At 39.9% G+C, this 19,944-nt stretch carries 10 protein-coding genes; all 10 read right to left on the bottom strand.

Annotated features, from left to right (window positions below; all coding sequences use genetic code 11):
- Position 1: 1 nt before the first annotated feature.
- The 10 genes from DXB58_RS01940 to DXB58_RS01895 all read right to left on the bottom strand — a co-directional run bounded on the left by DXB58_RS01940 (position 2) and on the right by DXB58_RS01895 (position 19,837).
- Positions 2-3,058 (bottom strand): TonB-dependent receptor, encoded by a 3,057-nt coding sequence (locus tag DXB58_RS01940; RefSeq protein WP_117932807.1) that lies wholly within the window; start codon positions 3,056-3,058, stop codon positions 2-4.
- A gap of 29 nt (positions 3,059-3,087) precedes the next feature.
- Positions 3,088-4,518, bottom strand: coding sequence for an IPT/TIG domain-containing protein (locus DXB58_RS01935; protein WP_117932805.1), 1,431 nt, complete (start codon positions 4,516-4,518; stop codon positions 3,088-3,090).
- A gap of 429 nt (positions 4,519-4,947) precedes the next feature.
- Positions 4,948-7,494, bottom strand: coding sequence for a glycoside hydrolase family 31 protein (locus tag DXB58_RS01930; protein ID WP_117932803.1), 2,547 nt, complete (start codon positions 7,492-7,494; stop codon positions 4,948-4,950).
- Between the two features lie 85 nt (positions 7,495-7,579).
- On the bottom strand, positions 7,580-8,644 hold the full coding sequence (locus tag DXB58_RS01925) for a family 43 glycosylhydrolase (RefSeq protein WP_117932801.1): 1,065 nt from the start codon (positions 8,642-8,644) through the stop codon (positions 7,580-7,582).
- Between the two features lie 31 nt (positions 8,645-8,675).
- Positions 8,676-9,188: a hypothetical protein gene (locus tag DXB58_RS01920; RefSeq protein WP_117932799.1), complete on the bottom strand. Its 513-nt coding sequence runs from the start codon at positions 9,186-9,188 to the stop codon at positions 8,676-8,678.
- Between the two features lie 24 nt (positions 9,189-9,212).
- Complete coding sequence (locus DXB58_RS01915; RefSeq protein WP_117932797.1) at positions 9,213-10,358, bottom strand: SusE domain-containing protein; 1,146 nt, start codon at positions 10,356-10,358, stop codon at positions 9,213-9,215.
- Positions 10,359-10,377: 19 nt separating this feature from the next.
- The gene (locus DXB58_RS01910) at positions 10,378-12,270 is read right to left on the bottom strand and encodes a RagB/SusD family nutrient uptake outer membrane protein (protein WP_122135746.1); all 1,893 of its coding nucleotides are present in this window, start codon (positions 12,268-12,270) and stop codon (positions 10,378-10,380) included.
- A gap of 17 nt (positions 12,271-12,287) precedes the next feature.
- Positions 12,288-15,392, bottom strand: coding sequence for a TonB-dependent receptor (locus DXB58_RS01905; RefSeq protein ID WP_117932793.1), 3,105 nt, complete (start codon positions 15,390-15,392; stop codon positions 12,288-12,290).
- A 165-nt stretch (positions 15,393-15,557) separates the two neighbouring features.
- Positions 15,558-17,588: a hypothetical protein gene (locus tag DXB58_RS01900; protein WP_117932791.1), complete on the bottom strand. Its 2,031-nt coding sequence runs from the start codon at positions 17,586-17,588 to the stop codon at positions 15,558-15,560.
- A 239-nt stretch (positions 17,589-17,827) separates the two neighbouring features.
- The gene (locus DXB58_RS01895) at positions 17,828-19,837 is read right to left on the bottom strand and encodes a glycoside hydrolase family 65 protein (RefSeq protein ID WP_117932789.1); all 2,010 of its coding nucleotides are present in this window, start codon (positions 19,835-19,837) and stop codon (positions 17,828-17,830) included.
- Positions 19,838-19,944: the final 107 nt, after the last annotated feature.

Here is a 19,944-nt window from a genome sequence, read left to right as displayed (position 1 = left end):
ATTATATATTAACAGTTAAACCTAAAGTGAGCATTTTAGACAATGGATACTGCTGCCCGTTAGAGCTCCCCATTTCAGGATCCCATAATTTGAACTTAGAGAATGTTAACAGATTTGTCCCGATAAAGAAGATGCGTACATTATTCATCAAGATTGCACGGCTGATGTTCTTTGGAAGTGTATAACCCACCTCTACCGTTTTCAGGCGCAGATATGAACCATCACGTAACCAATATGTCGATTCACGGTTATTGTTACTGTTATTCTGCCAAGTCAAACGAGGATATTTGGCATCAGGATTCTCATTCGTGCCAAGACTCCAGTAGTTTCCTACTACATCCGTAAGAATGTTACCCCAGTCACCACCACTAAATGGTCTGACTCCAAAACCATCAATAAAGAAAGAGGATTTACCAGCACCTTGGAAATGTAGATTCACATCGAACCCTTTCCATGTAGCAGACATACCAAAGCCGTAAATCAAATTCGGACGGGTTGTAGAACCAATAGGTACCCTATCACTATCATTAATCACGCCATCACTGTTCACATCTTTATATTTAATATCACCAGGCATTACTGTTCCCCATTCTGTTTGTTGAGGACTGTTACGTATATCATCATAATCCTTAAATAAGCCAAGAGCTATCAGACCTTTCGCTTGATTGACACGATACCCTGTATCACGTATATAAGGATATGCGCTATTTGCCTCGTCAGCAGCCAGAATCTTATTATTACTATAAGTGAAATTACCGCGTACAGTCAGACTGACATTGCCTATATCCTGTTTGAAAGCCACATTTCCATCAAAACCGGTAGAACGTACCTTACCTACATTCGCACTAGGTGTAAGATAACTCAAACCTAAAGTTCCTGGCAAACTTTGACGCTGCATAAAGATTCCATCACGTGTTTCATGAAAGTAATCTACAGTACCAGTAAACCTGTCATCCCATAACGAAAAGTCAACACCTATATCATGCTTAGTAGCAATCTCCCATGTCACACCAGAAGAAGATATCTGCTTATAAATCTGTCCATTATCCACATTAGGAGTATTGTAATCTCCCCAATTATAAGGATTTCTACTTTCAAAAAGCTCCAGATAAGGGAAACGAGTTCCAATATTGTCACTACCTACCTTACCATAAGAATAACGAAGCTTAAACATATTCATCCATTTCAGATTCTTCTTAATAATAGGTTCTTCCGCAATATTCCATGCTACTGAGTATGCAGGAAAGAAGCCAAACTGGTTGCCTGGGGCAAAATTTTCTGAACCATTGTAACCAAAGTTGAAATCAACCATATAGCGATATTTCCATCCATAGGTAACACGACCAGCAAGTCCCATGTGTCTATTAGGTAGCCAATCATAGCCGGCTGTACTTTGTGTGTTGACATATTCATCCTGAGTATATTTCAACGTACCGCCCACCGAATGATCGCCGAATCGGCGGTCATATTGCAGAATAGCCTCCAAAAACTGCCTACGGTTACCTGAAGCAGAAGACTCATGAAACATCAGCTGTTTCTCTGCCACTTTTTTGAAAACGATTTCCCCGTTAGAATCTCGCTGACGTTCGGCTTGCCATTGTTCAGGCCACTGCTTATGATTACGATAGTTATTGTTATAAGTATCAAATCCAAAACGTCCGGTAAACTTCAAACCTTTCGTTATAAAATCCAATTTCTGATCCAAAGTTGCATTCGTTTGAATTACGTTCTGCCACTCCTCATAATAACCGGTTTGTGTAGCAATTACCCATGGATTAGTACGTTCACTCGTTCCAGCGGCCGGAATTCTTCCGTTCGAAAAAATCACCGGCATATTAATAGGTGTCTGTCCCATTACAGACTTCCACAATGCATCAGAACCAAGTCCCGGATCATTCTGAGTAGAAAGCCAGCCTGAAACACCTACCGTCACCATGGTGGTCTTTGTAACGTCAAAATCTACATTCATACGATAGTTCCAACGCTGATAATTGGCATTTGTATTATAATCTTTCAACTTATCGTCTGTCTTATACATACCTCCCTCGCTAACATAGCTTGCTGACACAAAGTAGCGTGCCACAGAGCCACCGCCACTTATATCAAGATTAGCACGATAAGTCATTGCACCGTCTCTTAACAATACATCCATCCAGTCTACATTCGGATACAAATCCGGATCCAGTCCTGTCTGAATCAGTCTCAACTCATCTTGAGAATACATCGGCTGTTGAGAACGAGTTGTACGTGATTCGTTCAGCATGGTAGCGTAAGTATAACCATCTACAAAGTCAGGAGTCATGGTACGTGTATTATAAGAAGTTTCCACTTTTGCATTGATATTAATTTTACCAGCCTTACCTCTTTTAGTAGTAATCAACACTACGCCATTTGCACCACGACTACCATAAATTGCTGTAGCCGAAGCATCCTTCAATACGGAGAACGACTCAATATCTTCCACATTGACTTCATTCAGACTACGTTCGAATCCATCTACCAAAACCAATGCTCCGGAGCCTGCCCCAAAAGTAGAAATACCACGAATCCAGAATTCCGACATATTGGCTCCCGGTCTACCGGAAGTCTGCCTTGCCAACACACCAGGAACATTTCCTGCCAATGCATTTACCAGACTTGAAGTAGGAGATGACTTCAACACATCCACATCTACCGTAGAAACTGCACCTGTCATTGTTATCTTCTTTTGAGCACCTGTACCAGTGATAACCACTTCATCGATCACACTCGCAGAAGATTCGCGTAATGTGACATCAACCTTACTCATATTATCCTTTATCAGGACTTCTTGTGTTTCAAATCCTATATAAGAAAAGATCAGCGTACTGTAAGGAGCTATTTTAATCTTATACTCACCATCAATGTTGGTGATAACTCCCAAACCTGCAACATTCTTTACCGAAATATTGACTCCAGCCAAAGGTATCTTTTCGGCATCTCTGACCATACCGGTTACCTCTATCGTCTGACTCTGGGCATACATATCAATGACGTAACCTGTTGTCAATAATAATATCATAAATAAAAATTTCCTCATAAAATAAGAATTGTGTGTTAATCATCAATTTACTGTAATGCAATGGTACGAACACGGTGATTACCGTTGTCACCAACATAGAAAGTACCTGTAGACTCTTCATAACAAAGTCCTAAAGGATAGTTGAAACGTGCTGTTTCACGAGGATCACCGTCAATATATCCTGAGACGATCTGATCTGTCGAATAACTTCCACGACCGGCAAACGTTGTAACAATACCATCAGGAGTGATCTTACGAATACAATGATTGGCAGCATCAGTAAGATAAAAATCATATACATCCGCACGTTGCTCTGCCACATATTCTTCGTTCAACACAAAACACCCTTGCATTGGATTATCAAAACGGGCAGAATTCTGGGATGCGTCCTTGTAACCATATGATCCGAACTCTCCAGCAAAAGTAATAGGAGTTTCCAGATATTTACCAGCCCAATTATATTCTGCTTTCATCACACATTGCTTGTCACGTGCTATTAAATAGGCAAAATTTCCACTTGGATGAAAAGTAACACATTGAAACCAGCCGCTTGGTCCCATCTTGGCAATCTGCTTCGGATCCCACATTTGTGTTTTCTCATTCCAAACCGCTTTATGAAGCGTAGCATCACGACCACGACACAAAAAGATAGTACCATCTATAGGATGTGTGAATAATGTATTGAAATCATCTCCATTTAAAGCCGGATAAGAGTTTTTAAAATTTTCTTTACGAAGTAGGTAATAAGCTCCTGCACGTTCTACATTCCCCTGCGGACAGTTCACAAACATAGTATCCCTGTCCACACTCCAGCCAAGTCCACTCGGAGCACTACTCCAACCAGCAGCACCATTGGTAATCACAGTAGCTATGGAATCTTTATCTAGATAGATTTTACGTAAACTATGTTCATTCTCGAAAAAATAAATGCAACGTTCGCCTGATGATTCGTCATAGTACATGGCAAGAGGAGTTTGAGTTCCTGCTTTATCAAAATTACCATCCGTAATAGAAGTATTACCTTCACTATCTACTACACCACACAACGTGCCGACAACTACATTATACTGATAAGAGAACTTTTGGTCAAATGTATAGGTGGCATTCAAGCTTTTATCCTTATTCAAGATATCTACCTGCACAGCCCCTCCATCCGCACGGGAAGGAACAATACAATAAATCTGTGTACCGGAAGAGCTAACAACTTTCGCTTCCTTACCACCGACAACCACTCGTATCAGTGAGGGATCAGTCCCAAAATTACTACCATTGATAAACATGTTCGTGCGCACAGCACCTTCTAAGGGAGAATAGTCAGTAAAAACAACTTCAACATTAGGGTCAGAAGCTACATAAGACGGAAGATTTACTTCCACATTTTTGTCCATGCAACTACCTAATCCACCCAAGCAAATCAAGGAAAACAATACAAACCTAACCTGTTTCCCTCCTTTTTTTGTTTTAAAAAGGCTTTTCATTGTATTAAATTATTTGTTAAACAATAAATATAAAAATCAAAAGAAAAAATAACTATGCATTATTCCAATGTGCACTATTAACGAAATGCAAAATAAAACGCTATCCTATTAATAGAATAAAAATAACGGTTCAATAAATGACAAAAACAGGTCAAAAACCTATAAAACGACTATCCAAGTATGTTTTGGAGCACTTTTACTATTTTAGCTTATGTTGTGTGCTTTTCTCTATTATCATCCAACCTATATCTACCTCCCCGAAAGCGATGTTACATATAGCATAGTTATATAAATGGTCATAAAAATACAAACTTTTTCTAAAATGGAGCAACATCAGAAAATATCAACTACAGTATCTGGCTTGCCCTTCATTACTTATATAAAAAAATAGTGGGATGCTTTTATCACCCCACTATTACATTTCTCATACTATTGCTTGCTCCAGCAAATAGATTGCAAAAACCAAGCTTTATTTTCGTCATTCAAACCTTGACGCTTCAAAACCTCCGGGAGGTCAGTATAACTTTTCCAAAAATCGGAAACTAAAGAAGAGATCTTCTCCGGTGCATAGATTACCGCTTCACTCAGACTTCCCATTTTACCAAATTCTTCCTTGAAGCCAATATATGAATCACGGTATTTTAACCGCTCCATAGATTTAGCAATTCGTCTAGATACTCCCAACAAGCCGTTCATATCAACTGTTTCCGTAGGATAAACTATTTTAACAACCTTTTCCTGATCACATGACAAAACAGGCAAATCAACCGAAAGAGCAAACTCTTCACCCAAATATTCATATTTGGCAGGTTGACCATTTACAGTGACAGACCGAGGAACAAGTGATGAGAGCACTTTCACTTTGAATGAACGAGATTCAGGCATATCTTTATATCGGCCATCACGTTTACCGATAACAATCGTTCGTTCCTGCCCTTGGCTGGAAGATGTTAATTTAGTCACAGCATATTCCGAAGCATAGTTCTTATCATTTCCATTATCTTCATAAAAATTAAAGGACGAAATTCCATTTCCACCAGGGAATACGGTAACAACAACCTCCTCATCATTACCGTTCAGGTTCATCACCTTTCTTGTATACATCGGCAATACCGCTCCCGCTTTTACATAAATCGGATATTCGTCAATAGCAAAAGGACGTTCCACTATTTGTCCTCCTTTCAGCAAGGTGCCTGTATGCAACTCATACCATTCACCTTCGGGCAGCCACACACGCACTTGTACATAACCATCTTTTGCAGGAGCTGTGGCAGGAGCAACCAGAATATCATCTCCAAACATATATTCATTACGGAACTCATATGCTTCCTTATTATCCGGATAATCATAATACATCGGACGACAAAGTGATAATCCTTCATCATAACCTTTACGAGCCATTGTATAAATATAAGGCGCCATCTCATAACGTTGCTGGATTGTCTTACGAAGAACATCACAATATTCTTTGTTGAATACCCATGGTTCCTTATTCAAACCGGCACTTTTTTGAGAATGTGTACGCATAATCGGGCTTAAGGCTCCGAATTGCAACCAACGAGTGTACATTTCCGGATCTATACTTTCACCGATATGTCCTCCCAGGTCATGGCTCCAATAACCATATAATACATTGGAAGCTGTCGAGTTGAAGTAAGGCTGAAAATCTAATGATTTCCATGAAACAACTGCATCACCGGAGAAACCCACCTGATAGCGATGATTACCCAAACCTCCCCAACGGTGATATAGCATCGGACGTGTGTCCCTGTTCTTTTCCATATTACTAAAGAAAGCATAATTAATCCACCAAGTGTTGCTCAAATTCTTCACCTTCGGATCATATATCCCTTGTTGCCAGTCCAGCCACCAAAAATCAACACCATCTTTCTCCATTGGCGTCAATACATTCTTAAACATATTTTTAATAAACTTCTTATCTGAATTTATCCATGGAATAGTCTGTTTGGACTGAGGATCGACTCCCATATCTTTTGCTAATCCAGGATATTTTTCTTCATAAGAAGCTACTCCATCCGCCGGATGTAAGTTAAGGGTGATTTTCACATCATTCTGTTTCAAGTATCCCAAAAACTCCTTTGGATTCGGGAATAAATCACGGTTCCATGTCCAACCGGTCCAACCACCTTTTCCTTGTTCTGTATAATGCCAGTCCATATCTACCACCAATACATCCAAAGGAATCTGATAAGTATGGAAATTATCAATCAGATTACGGAACTCCCTGTCAGAATATAACCAATAGCGTGACCACCAATAACCAAATGCATACCGGGGAGGTAATGGTACTCTTCCCGCAAAGAGGGTATAATCTTTCAAGGCAGCTTTATAGTCATGTCCATATGCCATGAAATACCAATCCTGTCCGCCATTAGCCGGACGCTCTTTCACCCAATCCCAATCTTTATTATCATCAAACAAAAGTCCCTGAGAATCATCAATCAAAGTCCAACCGTCCGTAGCCAACAAGCCATCTTCCAGTTTCAGTTTATCACCTTTCTTTGTATCAGCCACCCATGTTTGTGTCTGTGTATCACCATCCATACCATCCAATGTACGATAAGTTCCTTTCAAGTTGCCCTTCTGTTGCATACCGGGTTTCCAAGTAAAAGGTAATATTTCTTTAGAGGCAGTGATAACCAAGTTCTTATCTGTAAACTGTCCACTGTTTTTCTTATAACGCATCTTCATTTTGGAAGTCGTTATTTCAACCCATCCCCCTCTTGTTTTTAGCTTGTAATCTACCTGGGGATAGTTACGATTCACAACGATGTGAGATCTATCGTTCACGAATTTCCCATCCGGTGCATATTCCAGACGGATTGCTCCATCAGAAATGACTGTAAATCTTACATTGTCATCTGTATAAGCAATATTTCGCTGTGTGTTTTGCGCATGCAATACAAATATAAAACTCTGCATGACACAGAGTAAAAGCAATAATCCTCTTTTCATGATAACATTTAAAAGCAATAAATTTATAATTCGAGAATAAAATAGGGTCGTTGCAGTTATCATAGCTACAACCACCCTATGTCAACTACTTACTCTTCTTGAAAGTCGGAGCTTCCGCCTTCACAACCGGTCCGTCCCCTACGAGATACGGCCAATCATCGTCATCCCAATAAACTCTATCAAGCAATACTACACGACCTAAAGATGGATCGGCAGTCCGGTAAGCATGATAGATAATCCAATCTTTACCTTCATCATCCTGCACTATTTCAGCATTGTGCCCTGTCCCTAGGAACGCATCATTTCTGTGTATCAGTACCTCATGTTTATTATCATTCATGTTGTCACCTGATTTATTCAAATAAGGACCAAAAAGCTCGGTGGAACGACATACAACTGTCTGGTATGTACTATTTGCACCGTCACAGCAAGTGCCTGTAGAGCAGAACAAATAATAGTATTTACCTCTTTTCAAGATATATGATCCTTCATAAGCATTGGTACCTCCAGTATTGGCAGCGACCTGTATTTTTGTCGCTTTTGCATTTTCAATACCTCCTTTCAGTCCAAGACCGTCTTCAGTCAATTCAACACCCCAAATACCATACCAACTTCCCCAGAAAAGATATTTTTTACCATTATCTTCAATATAGAAAGGGTCGATACTATTATGAACATCGATCTCATTGCTACGGAATAATTTGCCTTGATCAGTAAACGGTCCTTCCGGCTTGTCCGAAACAGAAACACCAATACCACAAGTTGCTCCACCTCCCCACTTGGACAAGGAGTAATACATCACATATTTTCCATTGATATAATTGATATCCGGTGCCCAAATACCTGCTTCCGGTTCCCATGACGGTTTTTTATCATCCTCGTAAGCGCCGCCCACATAAGTCCAGTGCACCAAGTCTTTGGATTTGTGTATCCATGTATTTCCTCCGGTAGCATACAAATAGAAATATCCGTCTTCCGCTTTTATCACTGTCGGATCCGGATTATCAGAGTCGATGACAGGATTTGAATACCACACTTTGTCTGCCAATGGAGCTTGTTCTGCTTCACCTTTCTGTTTATCGCTGTTACCACACCCCCATGTAAGCAGGGAGAGTATTCCAAGCGTAATTGTATGTTGTAAGTATAACATAAGTTCTCAGTTTTTTATTAATTTTACTAATCTATTCCATACTCGAATTCAATTCAACACCAGGTCCCAATACAATATGGATTATGGAAGTCTTTGATTCTTTGTCTGTTTCTGAAGTAATTGGCATACCATCCGACTGAAACGCTTCCAATGTAATGCTAAACTGAGCTTCTTTTTCGTCCACTCCAAAAGCTTTCATATATTCCATTATCTGTTGATTGGTAAAAAGCTGTTCGCGTACTCCGTTATAAGTAAGTATGCTTTTATCTTCCACACCCATTGTTTCAGTTGTTTCTCCATCTACCTGCAGTCCTAAAGTCATAACATACTTCGATGCTGTTTCTATATCCAGCCAACGGTAGACAAAAGCAACCCCATCCATATTTTCCTGTGTAATCTGTACATAATAATCATCAGATTCCACTTCTACTCTCGGTACACGTGGTTGTGGGTCACCCTCACTTTCCACATCTCCACATGCTCCCAATACAAATATATTAGTAAGCAGATATAGTATTATAAACAGTTTTTTCATGATTTTCATATTTTAATTTACTTCTTATGGAGATTATTCAGTCGGCTCCAAATATATCTTCATCTCATTAAGGTCTACTGTCAAAATGTATTTACCATCAGCAGCAACAATCCATTTCAAGTCACCGCCATTATTCTGATCCCTTGCTTCTCCGAGTTCATGTTCTACGGCTGGATTTGCTCCTTGTGAAGGAGCAAAAAAGAATTTTCCTGTAAAATCTGCTCCATTCGGCTCCAACGCCAACTTAAACTCTTTACCGCCATAAAAGTTACCTGTATACGTCCAACGTTCTGGATGGCGTGGATCATTATTCACAAATGCACCTTCCTTTTTCATTTTACCCCAATCCCATCCGATGGTACTAGCATCGCCAACAATCCAAATCCCATCTTGCGGTAAAGGGTAAATACTAACGATATTCACATCCAAACGATTTAAGTCCACAACTATTGTGTAGGTACCGCTCTTTGTGTTTTCAAACATCTCACCATTCCCTGCTTCTGCCACATATTGCAAAGAATTATCTCCATTCTCAGCTTTCATGTAGCATGGATAATCAGAATCCGGACTAAGTGCAAAGAAGTACTCACATGGCTTCAGTTCTGCTGTCGACTGATATACTCCTGAACCCACAACCTTCTCGGTCATTCGGCGAACAGTTTTCTCTCCAGCATCATCCACCATCACCATATATATCGCAGTAGCATTCTTATCATATCCGATCACGTCCAATTGCGTCTTCGACAACTCCGGTTTCAAGTATTCTACAGATGAATTGACCTGTCCTATAACCTCTGCTTCAATAGTCACCTTATCTCCAGGAAGTATACTCCAGGAAGCCAGTATATCATTCAACTCCTTATGCGTAAAACTAATGGAACGTTCCTCCGATTCAATCTCATACAAATCTGTCACATTAGAATGTAAATCTGCCATATACATTCTGAAAAAATAGGTGATAGTAGCATCAGCTCCCCCACGTTGAGCCGCAGCATCCCATGTAAATAAAACAGCAACTTCATTCTCCTTCTCTTTCTCCAAAGTAATTTCAGAAGAAGAAGCCTTCAAAAGCATCTGATCTACAGGAGTTTCAAGCGCGTAATACTCCGGATCTTTATTACAGCTCGCTGCTATCGACATAAGAAAGAGCAAGCATATTAGTTTCATTATCTTATTCATAATTATGCTTTTCATTTTATTAATTCCAGAAAGGCGCCTGGACCAAGTTCGTGTTCTTATTCATCTCATCTATATATACCGGCAGCCAATACATCGCCTTTTTCCAAACACGGGTCTGAAAAACGGTTCTCTTGTAAAATTCCTGACTATTTATTCCTGCGAAGTTCATACCATAATCATCTCCACACATCTCCGGAAGTTGTTCTACAATTTTCCAACGGCGAATATCCGACCAGCGTGATCCTTCACAACAAAGTTCAACACGACGTTCCATACGAACGATCTCACGCACTGCTAATTGATTATCATCAACATGGATGTATTTGGGATCATCCAGTGCTACAGTATTCAGCGTATATTGACGTACACCCGCACGTTCACGGACTTTATTCACGTATTTCAATGCATCCTCACGATGTGCTCTATCATCGTAAGCCTCATTAACAGCCTCGGCATAATCCAAATAGGAAGCTGCCAAACGATACAAGAACATTTGACGCCATTTGTAACTACCATTCTTCGGATTATCTTGCGGATATACTTTTTTACGAACCAAATAACCATTTTGGGGGGCATCGTGTGTATAGTCATTATCTCTCTGATTCTTAAAGAATTCAAATTTACGCCCTGCCAAAGCATACCACGAACCATTATAGCTCACTGCCGTATAAAAACGTGGTTCTCGGTTACAATACATATTATATGTACCTTCGGCAGTTATTTCTCCCTTTTGCCCTGTTCCGCCAGTCCAGTTGGTAGACCTAGCTTCTACTTCTGTCGAGAAACCTTCTTCTACATATTCTGAATTGTCATCGTCTTTCGGAAGTCCGTTCTTCATAAAAAAAGCATCCACCAATCCTTGATATACGCCCAAACCATTTCCGCCACCATATTCTTTAGTAACCGCCTTGTTTGTATAGAACTGGTAACTTTGATAAGCATCTTCTTTTGTATATGGGAACAATATCTCCTTGTTTCCATCCTGAAATTTTGTAAACCAAAGATTCTCAAGTGAAGTGAACGGATCAATTTCTCCCTCATCATTATATTCTACATACAAACGATAACCAGCTTGCTCTGCCACATCAAGTAATTGTTTGCAAGCCTCTGCCGCTTTTACCCATTTCTCCTGGCTATAAGTAGAGTTAAACAATTCCTCACCCTCTTCATTCTTATGCCCGATATACCACTCATTTCCGTTTACTAACGGGCTTGCAGCAAATAATAACATCTTCGCACGAACAGTCAGACACATGACTGAAGTTATTCGCCCATATTTCTCCACACTCTGCCATACAGCAGGTAATTGTTTAGATGCTTCCAACATTTCATTATCCAAATGACTGACAACTTCATCAAATGGCCTTTGCCCCACCATCAAATCTGAAAGAGTAAAGTCAGTCGGGGCAATATAATTCGGTCTGAATGGAATAGGTCCATATGCTTCCAATAATTGCCACCAATAATAAGCTGCAAGAAAACGTGCTTCCGCTTTCATATAATCCACTTCTCTCTGAGGAAGGTCGGAATCAGGTAATGCGTGTACACGTTCTATAAAAATATAAGCCTGACGTATTTTTCTCGGAAGACCATCCCAGAAATTTCCTGCCCATTGTGTATTCGGTGTCCATCCACCAAAAATCTTGGTGATATTGGGCCAGTCCCATTGCTGCCAGCGTGCAGAAGCAGTCAAGTCATCTGCAAACACTTCCCAACCATACGTATTTAGCCAGTCATTACCCGGATTAGGGATACGGCTGTATACATTGGCCAGCCATGATTCTACTTTTGTCTTATTCTCAAAGACCATGTCTATGTCAATTTCCGTATCCGGTTCTTTATCAAGATACGTACAGGAACCCAACGATACGATGCCTATTAAACCGGCAACTATATATTTTTTAAGTTTCATTATCGTCATTTTTTTAATTAGAAATTCAGGTCAACTCCAAACATTACAGAACGCATAGCCGGATAACGCAGGCCGGTGTTCGTATTTAATTCCGGATCCCATAGTTTGAAAGGAGAGAAACAAAATAAGTTATTGCCACTCACGTAAAAACGAATAGCTTTGGAATGTATCTTATCAGTTACAAATTGCGGTAAAGTATATCCAAGTTCCAGCGTTTTCAAACGCATAAAACGCATATTCTTTTTCCACCATGTGGAATTCCGGTAATTCTGTCTATTAGGCTCCTCCGTCAGTCTCGGCCAAAAGACATCTTGAGCAGGGTTCTCTTCTGTCCATCTGTCGTTATAATTAGAGTAAATATTCCCTTGCAATGTTTGTCCGCTACCCGGAATGAAATACGTAGTTCCACCAATCACACGATAAGTATCACCTGTTCCCTGGAAGAAGAAATTCAAATCCCAGTTTTTGTAGCTCACATTACCTCCGAAACCATAAACAATACGCGGGTCTACCGTTCCACCAATGTATCCTTCATCCGCATCAGTGATAATGCCATCGCCATTCATATCTATATATTTGATATCACCGGGACGTACTTTTGAAGCTCCAACGTCCTGTGTCGGTATACCGAATTTCAAATTACCATTCGCATCGAAATCATCTTCTGTAAACAATCTTTCTGCCTGCAATCCATACAAAGTATTTAATGAACGGCCTGTCAATCCTCTGTATGTACCTTTCACAGTTTCTGGCTCATCGTATTCGTCCACCCTGTTGATAGCATATGTAAAATTAGAACGGAAACCTACAAACCAATCTTTATTAATTTGTTTATTATAGTTTAAGGAGAATTCCACACCGCGGTTAGTCACTTCACCAAAATTGGCCCAAGGATTAGTCAAGAATCCTGTCTGTGAAGGAATAATCTTACGCTGCATAAAGATATTGGTACGTTTTTCTTTGAAAACATCTACCTGTAATTCCAATTCATTCCATAATCCCAGTTCAAAACCAAGGTTCATTTTCAGAGCTGTTTCCCAGGTAAGATTTTCAACTCCAACTTCTCCTTCTGAAATACCGGTACGACCAATCTGTCCTGTATCACCCCAGTTATACTTATCTGCATTGGTATTCAATGTTGTTATATAGGCAAAACGACGTCCTCCGATATCATCATTACCTACTTTTCCTATAGAACCTCTTAATTTCAATTTACTCAATGTATTTCTGAAACGATCCATGAAAGGTTCTTCAGACAATAACCATCCAACTGCCACAGAAGGGAAAAAGCCGAAACGTTTACCTTTAGCAAAATTCTCTGAACCATTATATCCAAAGTTGAACTCCGTCACATAACGGCTATCGAAAGTATAAGACAATCTACCCGCAATACCTTGTTTTCTATAAGGTTGTACACTACCATTATCATAACTTTGCTGATTATACAGGAACAATGCATCTACGTCATGCTTTCCGAAAGTGCGAGCATACGTTAATGTTCCTTCAAAATAAACCCTCGAATTTCCATATTCCCCCTTATTTCCATGTCCCAAAGAGTCATCTCCATATTTAAGTACAGAATGAATCAGATTACCTTCAATGTCACGTCCGGTAGCAATACTATGATAAGTAGCATCCTTTCCCCTTGTAATCGAACTCTGATTCCAACGGTCGAAAGAAAAGGTTACTTTCGCTTTTAATCCCGGCGTGATCATCTTCAGATTCTGTTCAATAGCAAAGAGTGACTGAATCTGTGAAGCTGTAACTACGTCGTAACCTCGCTGTGTCACCGCTGCCCAAGGGTTCACATCATTAATAGCCATAATTGGAATAGTCCCATCTGAATAGCGGGCAGGATACACGAAAGGAGAAGTTATAAACGCTCTATCAAAAGCATCGTCCGTACTAAATGCCTGCTTGCGGTGTGTTTGAAGGAACCCACCGACATTTAAACGCAGTACTGTTGTCTTAGTCACATCCAAGTCAACATTCGCACGCATATTATAACGAGTTAGTTTCGTTCCTGTATCATAAGGCAAAGACTTATCCGTCTCCATGATTCCCTTCTCACCGAAATAAGAACCAACCAACGAATAGCGCAGGAAATCGGAACCACCTGATACAGTCAGATTCGCACGAGTAGAATAAGCATAATCCTTTGTTATTTCATCCAGCCAATTTACATCCGGATACAAATCTCTGTCATAACCATATCTCGTTCTGTCAATCTGCTCCTGACTGAAAGGCAAACGCGACTTATTCTCTGTTATTTCATTTATCAATGCCATATGATCGGCTGCCCCAATAAAATCCGGAAGTTTTGTCGGCTCTGCAATAGAATGTTCCACACGCAAATTGACAGAAGGAGCTCCTACTTTACCACGCTTCGTATTGATAACGATGACACCATTTGCACCACGCACACCATACATAGCACTCGCCGATGCATCTTTCAATACTGAGAAAGATTCAATTTCAGCAGGGTCTATGTTATTCAAGTCACGCTCGATACCATCTACCAACACTAACGGAGATTGTCCACCGGAGAAAGAAGCAATACCGCGAATCCAAAAATTCGAGGAATCGTAACCCGGTTCTCCCGAACGTTGAACCGCTATCACACCGGCAATCTGTCCTGCCAGATTATTAGACAAAGAGCGCGTGGCACCAACCTGTAACTTCTTAGGCTGTAATGTCTCGATAGAACCGATAACCGACATTTTCTTCTGACTACCATATCCAGTAACCACAACTTCATCCAAGGCTTCAATATCTTCTTCTAAAATTACGTCAAAGTTAATCTTACTTCCAACTTTTATTTGTTGAGTTTTGAAGCCAATATACGAAATCTCTATTACAGAATTCTTTCCGGGTACATTCAAATAAAAATGTCCGTCCATATCCGTAATGACTCCAGTCCCTGTCTGTTCCAGTACACGTACATTTACACCAGGAAGAGGATTCTTGTCCTTATCGGTTATCGTACCACTGATACGAATACCTTTCGCTTGCTCCGACATATTAGTCTTACCAGACATAGAAGAATGTTCCGGTAAAGCGGAGTTAGCGCTTGTTCCATAATACAACAACAAGCAAACAAACAATGCTTTCTTCAAGTCCATAATATTAAATTTAAAAAACTCATAATAAATACTTTATCTCATATTAAGTGAGAGCAAAAGTAGACAACTAATACAAAATGTAATAAAATAGATAGACCAATAATTAAAAAAAATCGTTCAAAATGAAATTAAAATATAATTGAGATATCTTCTGACCTATTTCTGTCATTTTAAGAAATGTTCCGCACGCCCCGGAGTCAATAACTCCCACAAAGAAGCGACTGTCCATCCCGGTGCGAAGATATCGTTATAATACCCTTTCCCATTTTTACCATAATCCCAGTTGGTATGTTGAACGACTTCCGGATAAAAACCGGATTTGGCAATTCCACATAGATGCCCTTCATGAGGTAACAATTGGCGCATGGAAGTAGAAATCACCTCCGCGAAATGGGCAAAGCGTGGTTCTTTATATTCCTTTGACAACCATTGTAGTACCGAAGCAAATTCAAAAACAAACACATCAATATGGTTATTTTCTACAGAAACATTACCCCAACCACGAGTTTTTAGACCGATATCACCCAACATCTGACCTTGAGCAAAAGGAACGTCCCATACATAATACCATGACAATGCAAAATAAGCAGCCTTTCTTGTCAGGTCGGCATAATGACGATGCTCATCTCCTTTCGTTATTAATGAAAGATAGTAAGTTGCTGTAGCAGCATAAAGAGAAGCCTCTTTATCTTCACAATTGGCATCGAGAGTAGATGAAAAATAGTCAGCTTTAGATATCAAGACTTTCTCCAGATAATCTGCTGTCCTTTTAGCACTGGCTAAATAACGTTTATCCTTAAAATATTTATATCCCATTATTAAAGGTAAAGTGGCCGAGGGTGTACTTCCTCCACTATTATCGACCACTGTAAAATCGTCGTGGAATTTACGGGGGAAACTACCATCTTCATGTTGTAACTGCAAAAGTATATCGAGCATATTTTTCATCTTTTGTTCCCATTCAGGATGACGACGGCCATTCTCCCTTTCATAAGCAAGAAAATGAAGCATAGCATAAACCCCTTCTGATTGACGACGAATACTATGTACAGGATCTTCATACCCTCTATCAAAGTTTACCGATTCTTTAAAGAAACCAGCTTGTGTAAAGCCATTCTTCAAATAACTATCGAATACTTTCATACTGTTTTCTTTCAGATCCTCTCTGCCACATTGCCAACTATATTCCCAAGCATTGAATGCATTAAGGAGTACACGACCGATAAAACCGACTTCTGCCTGACCGTTACTCTGACAATCAGCAGTCCGCAAATGAATACCCGAATTAAAAGTCAACGAATTACCAGTCACCAGACTATTCACAAAAAAACGGCTCATAACTTCTTTCATATCCTCTATAGAATAAGGAGTATCAACCGGAGCCGGAGCATAAGTGTCATAACTATACTCCCACGCATTCCGAATAAAATCAGAATAATCATCAGCTTTATTCTCCAGAATCTCCCATGTCAGTAACATTGTTTCTCCTTTTTTCAGAAACTGAAAAGCCTCTACCGCCGGAGCCAATGTTAATTTTCGAATATAGCTTTTAGGTGCTTCACGGTAAGGAAAACCGAAAGAAAGTGTTGCCACTCCATTCTGATTTTCGAATCCAGTAAAACCTATTGAAGTTTTACCTGAAAGAATGATTTCTCCCTCTCGATGAGTAGACAAAACCTCATTAGTAAAATTGTCTATACGACTCACCGTCACAAAGCTTTTTTCCTTTTCTGAATAAATACCTGTAAGAGGAGCACTCAATCTATCCTCACGCACCAACCAGCTGTCTGATGTATGAAATGAAGGTGCTTCCTTAGGAGATCGCAGATTGCGACGATACCAGAACCCCGGCATATAGAACTGGCAATCATCATGATTAAAACCGGTTGACAACTGCTCGCTAAAATTAAAATAAACATCCTCTAATGCAGTCAGACTGACATTGATACGTAACTTACCGTTCATATCCTCCATTTTCTGAGTTATTACCATCGGAATACCTTTGGAAGGTTCCAACAGATAAGATGAACGGTCATTCTTCAACTGCCGCATATCCAGCGAGTATTTTTCCGATTCATTTCCCGGTACTTTTAAGGAAATAGATGCTGAAATCTTTTCTGGAGTATAATTGACGGCTTCAACAGCCTCAACATATAACCCAATAAGTATTCCACAAAATAAGCATTTTAAATTCATGTAAATTCAATTAAATGAATCAGTAATAAAATAAATACTGGTTCTGTTAATACACTAATAATTCATTTTCAAACTTGAGCAACAGCTAATATTTTGTAGCCTGTGTGATACGCAACAAAAGTATGGAATTCTACCAGCTTAGGATATTAAAAACAGGTCAATAAATGAAATTCCAGTCTCAATTTCCCTCCCAAAGTATACATCTTCTGACTCTTATTTACGCAACCGAAAAATTGAACTCATTTCTGAAGCCGGACATATGTTTTACCATTCGGTCCGACTCCTTTAACTACCAACTTCTTCCAATGTCCTGGCAATTTCGAAGGCAATTGTTTAATACCGCTATCTGTAATATCCAAACCACAAAAGCCATTGATTACAGCCTGCAAAAGTCCTCCCGCACCAGTTGAGAAATAAGGATTAGTACCTCCTGCACCTTCAGAAAGTACACCGAACGGAGGTAGCTGGTTGGGACGGAAGCTTTGCACAAATAATTCATAAGCCTTATCCCCTTCACCAAGGCGTGCATATTGCAAAGCCAATACAGAGAATGACATTGCGGGGCCTCCTTTGTCAATCTTTCCCTCATAATACTCCAAATCCTTACGAATTTCTTCCGGACGGGTAATCAGGTTTAATGGATATACCAGTAAATTAGCATCCGCCTGCTTGATAACCTGTCCATTATAACCATCATACTCCATAGTCACTCCATTTTCAAATTTGGGGATGCGCAACTTTGCTGCTATTTCTTTCCAAATTACTGGAGCTTTAACCCCACATATGGAAGCAGCTTTAGCAGCATCCTGTAATGCGCGTATAACAGTACCGTTCGTGAAGGCATTATCATCACCCTCTGCGTATTCATCGGCACAAACCACATTACGAATCGAATAAGAACCATCGTCATTCTTTTCTACACGACTTACCCAAAATTCTGCCACTTTCTCCATTAAAGGGAATCCTTCTTCACGCAACCATCGCTGATCGCCACTCATACAGTAATAATTCCAGGCCGCAATGGCGATATCAGCTGTGATATGATGTTCAAAAGGACCAGTCAACGCCCAAGTCGGACACGCTTCTTCTCCTGCATCATCACTTTCCCAAGGAAACATAGCCCCATCATATCCATAACTTAATGCTTTCTGGCAAGCAGCTTCCAGCCTATCTGTACGATAATCCATCATTGTTCGTGCAATGCCCTGATTCATAAAGAGCATAGGCGGATACATCCAAAATTCGGTATCCCAGAAAATATGCCCATTATATCCCTGTGAAGAAAGTCCAAAAGGAGGTATACTCAACCGACTTCCTTTGCGTGCATTGGAATACAGATTATAAAGTGCAAAACGCACAGTACGCTGTGCTTCATCATCCCCCTCAATCACAATATCACCTTTCCACATCTCGTTCCAGAGTTTCCGGTGCCCATCCATCAGACGCATCAATCCCTCTTTCGCACCATAAATCACTTCACGGTCTGACTCATTGTATGGATCTATAAAATCACGTCCGGTACAAACAGCACCTAATAAAGTAAAAAAGAATTTCTCTCCTTTCTTTAATGAAATAGAAATCTGACCACTCCCATTATATTGTTGCTGCACACTGGAATTTTTATCATAAATAAATGCGGAAGAGGCTGAAACTTTTTGTTCGCGGTATTTTGATAAAGCCCAAGTACGCACTATTTTTATATCATTCCCATTAACATTCACATTGAGCAGTTTCGAACCTATATTTTTATACTCATCAGGTACCTCAATAGGATTTGACACTGTCAAATACATATCCCCCAGTGCCGTAACCTCCACACGAACCAGTCCTGCATAAGGTAAATTTCTTAGAGCACAGATGCTATAAGATACATCCGCTTTTCCATCACAAGTGAAGTGCGTATTATGGGTAGCCTCTTTCATATCTATACACTGTTCCCATCTCGAGATATTATCACCATTTACAGTCTGTCCATTAATTTGCATCTGCAAATTGAATGGATTGATTCCTCGTAAAACACGACTCACATCTTGAGGAGTAGCAGAATCAAAAACATGGTTTAGCATGACATGGCGAATAGAAAACGGTTCTTTCCACGGCAGGATACCAATCCCCCCATTGGCAACTGTTGCCCCGTAATAAGTTCCGTGATAATCAGTTGTCTGTATCTTCCACAAACTATCCTGTCCATTTGCCTTAATAGTGAGAGCTGATACCAGACAATAAAATACGATAAATAGATTTCTCATATAAAAAATAAGATATTTAATTTGTTAATGACATCCGGCACAAAAATAGGGCGTATCTGCCAATCATTAGGAAATAACTTGACCAAATGATGTGACAAATAAACCAA

The organism is Bacteroides sp. OM05-10AA (assembly GCF_003439055.1).
Classification (GTDB): Bacteria; Bacteroidota; Bacteroidia; order Bacteroidales; family Bacteroidaceae; genus Bacteroides; species Bacteroides intestinigallinarum.
Note: the sequence above shows the minus strand (reverse complement) of the source record. Positions and strands in the feature narration are given on the sequence as shown.

Coding starts and splice junctions, on each gene's coding strand:
- DXB58_RS01940 (WP_117932807.1), bottom strand. CDS start 3,058: ATGAGGAAATTTTTATTTATGATATTATTATTGACAACAGGTTACGTC.
- DXB58_RS01935 (WP_117932805.1), bottom strand. CDS start 4,518: ATGAAAAGCCTTTTTAAAACAAAAAAAGGAGGGAAACAGGTTAGGTTT.
- DXB58_RS01930 (WP_117932803.1), bottom strand. CDS start 7,494: ATGAAAAGAGGATTATTGCTTTTACTCTGTGTCATGCAGAGTTTTATA.
- DXB58_RS01925 (WP_117932801.1), bottom strand. CDS start 8,644: ATGTTATACTTACAACATACAATTACGCTTGGAATACTCTCCCTGCTT.
- DXB58_RS01920 (WP_117932799.1), bottom strand. CDS start 9,188: ATGAAAATCATGAAAAAACTGTTTATAATACTATATCTGCTTACTAAT.
- DXB58_RS01915 (WP_117932797.1), bottom strand. CDS start 10,358: ATGAATAAGATAATGAAACTAATATGCTTGCTCTTTCTTATGTCGATA.
- DXB58_RS01910 (WP_122135746.1), bottom strand. CDS start 12,270: ATGAAACTTAAAAAATATATAGTTGCCGGTTTAATAGGCATCGTATCG.
- DXB58_RS01905 (WP_117932793.1), bottom strand. CDS start 15,392: ATGGACTTGAAGAAAGCATTGTTTGTTTGCTTGTTGTTGTATTATGGA.
- DXB58_RS01900 (WP_117932791.1), bottom strand. CDS start 17,588: ATGAATTTAAAATGCTTATTTTGTGGAATACTTATTGGGTTATATGTT.
- DXB58_RS01895 (WP_117932789.1), bottom strand. CDS start 19,837: ATGAGAAATCTATTTATCGTATTTTATTGTCTGGTATCAGCTCTCACT.